Below are 6,520 nucleotides of genomic sequence, written 5' to 3' on the forward strand. Positions count from 1 at the left end.
GACCCTGCTCGGCCTGCGCGAATTCCTGCCCTATTTCCATGAGCAGGCGATGGACGTCGCGATCATCGACACGCCCTGGAACGGCGTCTGGCAGTCGATGAAGATCGCAGCCGCCGCAGAAGCGTTCGAGGTCAACGTCGCCCCGCACAACTTCTACGGCCATCTCTGCTCGTTGATGAACGCGCATTTCTGCGCGGTCGTTCCGAACCTGCGCATCATGGAGATCGACATCGATCGCCTGTCCTGGGACCGCGAGCTGTTCACGCACGAGCCGGAAATCCAGAATGGCCATCTGATCATTCCGGATCGGCCCGGCTGGGGCACCGAGCCGAACGAGGAGGCGCTGCGCGCGCATCCGCCGAAGACGAGCGGGGGGCTTCTCAACTATGGTCGCAAGAGCTGACGAGAACTACGGCGTCACGGGATTGACGGTCGGGGACGTCTTCGGTCCCGGCCGCTCCGGCTCGACCGGCGATTTCGGTTCGGTGGGAAGCACCTTGGCGCCGGCAGCATGTGCCGCCTCACCTGTGGTCGCATACATCGCGACATGGGCCGGCTGCGTCTTGGCCCGGCTCCACGGCCCGTGATCCACGATCAGCATCGCAGCAATCGTCAAGGCGGCCACGATCAACGCGATCACGCCGGGATGACGAAGCGCCGTGGACATGGAGTTAGCGAAGCGATCAGCTGCCATCGAAGGATCCGTGCTTTTTTCCTCTCGCAGGTTAATTCAATGACGTCCCGCGAGTTCCCTCCTCGCCGAAGCAAGTTCCAAGCCAGCGCAGGGGAACCTCGCCCCCGCGCCCGTTCACTTTTTGACGTCGGGCCGCGCATCGCCGACAAACCTGTCGCGGTTCGGCATCTTCACGGCCGCAAGCGATTTCGCGTCGAGCGTCGCGTCCGCTCCAACCAGCCCGTTCAGGTTTAGGACATAGGCGGAAACCGCATAGACATCCTCATCGCTCAGCGACTGCGGCGCATTCTGCGGCATGGCGCGACGGATATAATCGAACAGCGTCGGCGCATAAGGCCAATAGCTCCCGACAGTACGAATGGGCTTGGCCGTTCCGATCGTGCCTTGACCGCCGGCGAGCCGATCACCCAGGCCGCCCTCGCCTTTCTCGCCGTGACACGAGGCACATTGCTCGGCGAACACTTCACGGCCACGGCTGACTGAACCGCTCCCCTTCGGCAGATTGCTGCCGTCGCGCCCGATATCGATATTCCAACCCGCGATCTCGGCGGGCGTCGCCGGCCGACCGATACCATAAGGGCTTTGCGCCTGCGCTCCGCTCCCACAGGCACACAGCACGATTGCTAATGCGATACCGCACATCTCACGCAAGCGCATTGGTCACCTCGCCGTCCGCCGCGATGCGCCAGGGCCAGATCGCATTGTTGTGGTAGAAATAATTCTCGCCGCGCACCGCGAGCAGTTCGGCCAGCGTCGGCTGCACATAGCCGGTCTCGTCAATGGCGCGGCTCTGGATCACAGCGGGCTTGCCGTCCCATTGCCACGGCAAGCGGAAGCGTGTCAGGGCACGCGTCAGCACCGGCTCTTGCAATCGCGCGTCCTGCCAGCTCCTCCCGTCGTCGACGGACACCTCGACGCGGGCGATCTTGCCGTGCCCGCTCCAGGCGATGCCGGTGACCTCGTGGAAGCCGGGCACGCTCAGGCGCTGACCGCCGGATGGACGGGTGATGATCGACTTCGCTTCCATGTAGAAGGAGAACTCCCGTGCCGTGCCGTCGGGCAGGAGATCGGTATATTTCGAAGTCTCCTCGCGCGAATACACGGGCTCGGCAGTCACGTGCAGGCGGCGCAGCCATTTCACGCTCATGTTGCCTTCGAAGCCCGGCAGGAACAGCCGCAGCGGATACCCTTGCTGCGGACGCAGCCGCTCGCCGTTCTGGCTGTAGACCAGCATGGCGTCCTCGAGGCATTTCTCGATCGGAATGCTGCGCGTCAGCGCGGCCGCGTCGGCGCCCTCGGCAACCACCCATTTGGCCTCCGGCTTCAACCCCGCCTCCTGAAGCACCAGCTTCAGGCTGACGCCGGTCCATTCCGCGCAGCTCACCAGGCCGACAAGGTCCGATGCCGTCTTGCCATAGGGTTTGGTGTAACCGGGATTGCCGGAGCACTCGAGAAAGTGGATGCGCGACTCCGACGGGAAGCGCCGCAGATCGTCGATGGTGAAGATCAGGGGCCGTTCGACAAGGCCGTGAAGCATCAACCGGTGCTGCGCCGGATCAATGGTCGGGACGCCGCCATGATGCCGCTCATAGAACAGCCCGTTCGGCGTGATGATGCCGTCGAGCTCCTGCAGGGGCGTCCGGCTGGACGCCGAGATATATTGCTTGAGAGTCTTCGAGATGTTCTTGACAACGCCCTCCTCGAAGGGCGATGGCGCACCATAGAGCTGGCCTCCCGTCGGCTCGCCCGGCGCCTTCATCCATTCGGGAATGCTGGGAGGAAGGTTATTCGTCTCTGCCCCCGCAGCCGCGCCCGCGCCAAGAAGGGCGCCGCTCGCCACTGCGGTGCCACCTTGCAGGAAGCGACGGCGTGTTGTTGGCGAAGATTTATCGTCGACGTCGATCGGGCTGCTCATTGCGGATCCTCGGCTGAAGCTCGACCCGCATGAAACCCTCGGCGAACTGCATTTGCAATTCGCAGCTGTTTCAAAAGCAGTCGATTTCGATCACGACTGATCTAAATCCGCCGGCAGTGACAGCAGTTCCCTTCTTTGCAATGCACAAACGGCGCGCACGTCACTCGCCCGGCGCGATCGCATTGCTTGGCGTCGGCCGGTCGGTGATCTGCTGTCCGAACAGGCTACCGATCAGCTCGACCGCGGTGCGCGCGGTTCGACCACGTTCGTCYAGGAATGGATTGAGCTCAACGATGTCGACCGACCCCACCACGCCGGAATCGTGCAGCAGCTCCATGATCAGATGTGCTTCGCGATAGGTCGCGCCACCCGGCACCGTGGTGCCGACCCCAGGCGCCACGCATGGATCGAGGAAATCGACATCGAAGCTGACATGCAGCACGCCATTGCTCGCCTTGACCCGCTCGATGACACGGCGGATCAGCACGGCGACGCCAAACTCGTCGATCTGGCGCATGTCGACAACCCTGATCCGGCGCGCGCGCATCAGCTCCTTTTCGAGCTTGTCGATTGACCGCGCGCCAAACAGATCGAGCCTGTCGGGATCGATCGACGCACGCGGGTCATCGCCGAGCAGGCCATCGAGGCCCGGCTCGCCACACAGAAACGCGGCCGACATGCCATGCATATTCGCCGTGATCGTCGTCTCCGGCGTATTGTAGTCGGCATGCGCATCGAGCCAGAGCACGAACAGCTCGCGTCCGCGCTCCTGCCAATGGCGCGCCATGGCATTGACCGAGCCCATTGACAGCGTGTGATCGCCGCCGAGGAAGATCGGGAGCGCACCGGTTTTCGCGATCTCATAACCTCTGCCGCTCAGCACGCGTGTCCAGCGCTGGATTTCACGGTAATGATTGGCTTTTTCTGGCGGCCTGTCGGCGAGGTCCCTGACCTCGGCCACGGAGAGATCGCCGTAGTCGACGACCTCGAAGTCCAGGCTCTCGAGCAGCGTCGCAAGGCCGGCGGTGCGCAGCGCCGCCGGGCCCATCAGTGTGCCGCGCTGCGAGGCCCCCATGTCGATGGGCGCGCCGAGCAAGGCGATGCGCCGGGCTCGATCCGGCATGGTCCGATCGGTCACGGCAGCCTCCTGACATCCACAAGGTGGTGCCAGCCTAACAGAGATTCGGACCCGTCGTTTCACGGGTATTTCCGGTGCAAAGACGCCGCGCGAGAAACCGTCCTGGAACTAAATCCCGTGCCCCGCATTTCCCCTGCAAGGCCGGCACCCGCCGTACATCACGGCGCCTGTCGCGGATAGCCAAAGGTCTTCGGACCCGCTAACGAGCGCTCGCGCGGATAGCCAAAGGTGCCGGCCTCATTCACTTCGTCAAGAGCGGAGTTCGCGAATTTGAGCACCGAAATTCCGCAGCCCCCGTCCCAGCCCGGCATGGCCGAGCGCGCCATCGACGCCGCGACCGACGTCTCCCACACGATCGGTGAGGTCGCGGGAGGCTTACGCGCCGCCGTCGACCGCTTGACCCATGTCATCGACGAAGCTCGAAAGCCGGGTAAACCGCTCGCGACGGTCGCCGCAATCACACGTGAAGCGCCGCTCGCGAGCCTGTTCGTCGCCTTCCTGTTCGGCGTTGCCGTCGCCCGCCGGCGTTAGCAATCACAACCCGCGTGACGTGAGCCAGCTAGGCCGCGCTGACGGATTGAGGCTGCGCCAGGAACTGCCGTTCGAAGGCATCCGCGGGCATCGGCCGACCGAAGGAATAGCCCTGCCCTTCCTTGCATCCCATGCTGATGAGGAAATCGGCCGTAGCCCGGTTCTCGATACCTTCGGCCACGACGCTGAGCCCGAGCTGCTTGCTGAGGCCGATGGTCGAACCGACGATCGCGGCATCGTCGGAATCGGTAAGCAGATCGAGCACGAACGACCGGTCGATCTTGAGCCCGTCGAGCGGAAACTTCTTCAGATAGCTCAGGCTGGCGTAGCCGGTGCCGAAATCGTCGAACAGGACGCGGACGCCGAGCTCCTGGATCCGCTTGAACATGTCGAGCACGCGGCCCTCGTCATGGAGGAGGATATCTTCGGTGACCTCGAGCTCGAGCAGCGCGGGCGTCAGCCCCGTCGCGTCGAGCAAGGCCGCGACCGCATGCGCGAGATCGCCGGAGTGCAACTGCGACGGCGAGAGGTTGATCGCGACGCGCACGCTGTTGCCGGACAATTCCCACGCACGCGCCTGCCGGCAGGCCGTCTCCATCACCCAGTTCGCGATCCGCTCGGACAGCGCTGAGGTATTGACCACCGGCATGAACTCCCCGGGGGAGACGTAGCCGCGCACGGGATGCCGCCAACGGATGAGCGCTTCCGCCCCGACCAGGTCGCCGTCGACCAGGCGAACCTGCGGCTGGTAGAACAGTTCGAACTCGCCGTGGTCCGCGGCAAGCGCCAGCTCGCTCTCGAGCGTCAAGCGGTTCTCCAGCTCCTGCCTGATCGCACTCTCGAAGATCACGTGGCTGCCGCGTCGCGTCGCCTTGGCGCGGCTCAGCGCGAGATGGCCGTTGCTCAGGAGGTCGTCCGCGTTGTGTCCACCGTCGGGATAGACGGCGACGCCGATGCTGATCCGGACGCGGTGCTGCCGTGTGCCCGTTGCAAGCGGCGCTTCGAACGCAAGCGCGATCCGCTCGGCGAATTCCACAATCGGCTCGCCGGCCTCCGCGCAATCGAGCGCAATGGCGAATTCGTCGCCGCTGAGCCGGGCGACGACCGCTTTGCCATCGGCTTCGGACCGGAGCCGCTCGGCGACGGCCCGCAGCACGAGGTCGCCGGCCGAATGTCCAAGCATGTCGTTGATCTGCTGGAAGCCGTCGAGCCCCAGCACGAGCAGCGCGACGCCGGATGACCGCCGCTCAGCTGCTGCGATCAGGCTGGCAAGGCCGGCATGCAGCATATTGCGGTTGGCAAGCCCGGTCAGCGCGTCGTGTTCGGCAAGATATCTGACGCGTTCGACCTCGCGCTTACGGACCGAGATGTCGCGCAGGATCGCTCCATACTGGAAGCCGTCCGTTCCCTGCCAGCCCGAGAAGCTCGCTTCGACGGGGAAGGTTTCGCCATTCTTGCGCCGGCCCTCGAACTCGACGACGACCGCCCCGCCGGGGACGAGGAGGGCCTGGCGCGCGACATCGCGCATGGACGGCCTTGCGGCGCCGTCCGCCGGCGCGGCGCACAGGGTGTCGAACGGGCGGCCGATGATCTCGGCAGGCATATAGCCGAAGATCGCGCTCGCGCCAGGATTCCAGACCGTGATCCGGTGATCTGCGTCGGTGCAGACGAGACCGTCACCGAGCGACATGGCGATACGATGAAAGCGGCTCTCGGCGATACGTCCCAGGAGACCGCGGAAATCGATCTCGTCCAGCGCGATCGCGGTCAGATAGGCGATGATCGCAATGTGGAATAGCGATGTGTCGACGACGAAGGGCCATCTTGCCTGCACAAGGGCCGCGGTCAGTTCGACCGCCGCCCCGGCTGCGATGAGGACCGCAACTCGATATCCCGATGCCAAGCGGCGCCACGAATACATCATCAGCAGGCAGATCACACCCAGGCCGAGGATCATGCCGGCATCGGACGTCCAGCGCAGCATCCGGTGCTGGAGGATCGATTCCGCAGCCAGCGCCTGCAGGACGGGCCCCGAGACGATGCCGCCATTTGGAACGCTGAACCGGTCACCCAGCTCGAGCGCAGTCGCACCGACGATGATCTTCTTGTCTCTCAGCTTGTCGAGTGTGGCGGCATCGCCGTGCAGCACGTCGGCATAGGAGACACGCGGAATGGAGGCTGCTCGAATACTGAAGTCGATAAGGAAGGGGGACCGCCGACCGGCGTCCTGCCCAGCCAGCAC

Annotated in this window: 7 protein-coding genes; 2 read left to right on the forward strand and 5 right to left on the reverse strand. The window is 64.5% G+C overall.

What is annotated here, in order from left to right:
- A partial coding sequence (locus AC1D00_RS21295; RefSeq protein ID WP_477012017.1) for an enolase C-terminal domain-like protein occupies positions 1–403 on the forward strand: 403 nt, incomplete at its 5' end.
- A gap of 6 nt (positions 404–409) precedes the next feature.
- Here the strand turns inward: AC1D00_RS21295 and AC1D00_RS21300 are convergent.
- The 4 genes from AC1D00_RS21300 to rocF all read right to left on the reverse strand — a co-directional run bounded on the left by AC1D00_RS21300 (position 410) and on the right by rocF (position 3,747).
- Positions 410–694: a hypothetical protein gene (locus tag AC1D00_RS21300; protein WP_025576183.1), complete on the reverse strand. Its 285-nt coding sequence runs from the start codon at positions 692–694 to the stop codon at positions 410–412.
- A 114-nt stretch (positions 695–808) separates the two neighbouring features.
- Complete coding sequence (locus tag AC1D00_RS21305; RefSeq protein ID WP_477012018.1) at positions 809–1,351, reverse strand: c-type cytochrome; 543 nt, start codon at positions 1,349–1,351, stop codon at positions 809–811.
- Complete coding sequence (soxC, locus tag AC1D00_RS21310) at positions 1,338–2,609, reverse strand: sulfite dehydrogenase (RefSeq protein ID WP_025576788.1); 1,272 nt, start codon at positions 2,607–2,609, stop codon at positions 1,338–1,340. Before soxC ends, AC1D00_RS21305 begins: the two co-directional genes overlap by 14 nt.
- Before the next feature lie 160 nt (positions 2,610–2,769).
- The gene (gene rocF, locus AC1D00_RS21315; RefSeq protein ID WP_027545896.1) at positions 2,770–3,747 is read right to left on the reverse strand and encodes an arginase; all 978 of its coding nucleotides are present in this window, start codon (positions 3,745–3,747) and stop codon (positions 2,770–2,772) included.
- Positions 3,748–4,017: 270 nt separating this feature from the next.
- Between rocF and AC1D00_RS21320 the strand changes: the two genes are divergently transcribed.
- A complete protein-coding gene (locus AC1D00_RS21320) occupies positions 4,018–4,278 on the forward strand; it encodes a hypothetical protein (RefSeq protein WP_477012019.1) in 261 nt (86 codons plus the stop codon).
- Between the two features lie 28 nt (positions 4,279–4,306).
- Here AC1D00_RS21320 and AC1D00_RS21325 read toward each other — a convergent pair.
- Positions 4,307–6,520, reverse strand: a 2,214-nt coding sequence (locus tag AC1D00_RS21325; RefSeq protein WP_477012020.1) for an EAL domain-containing protein, incomplete at its 5' end; no start/stop codon positions are given.

The sequence above is a fragment of the Bradyrhizobium sp. P2_E8 genome (assembly GCF_056403875.1).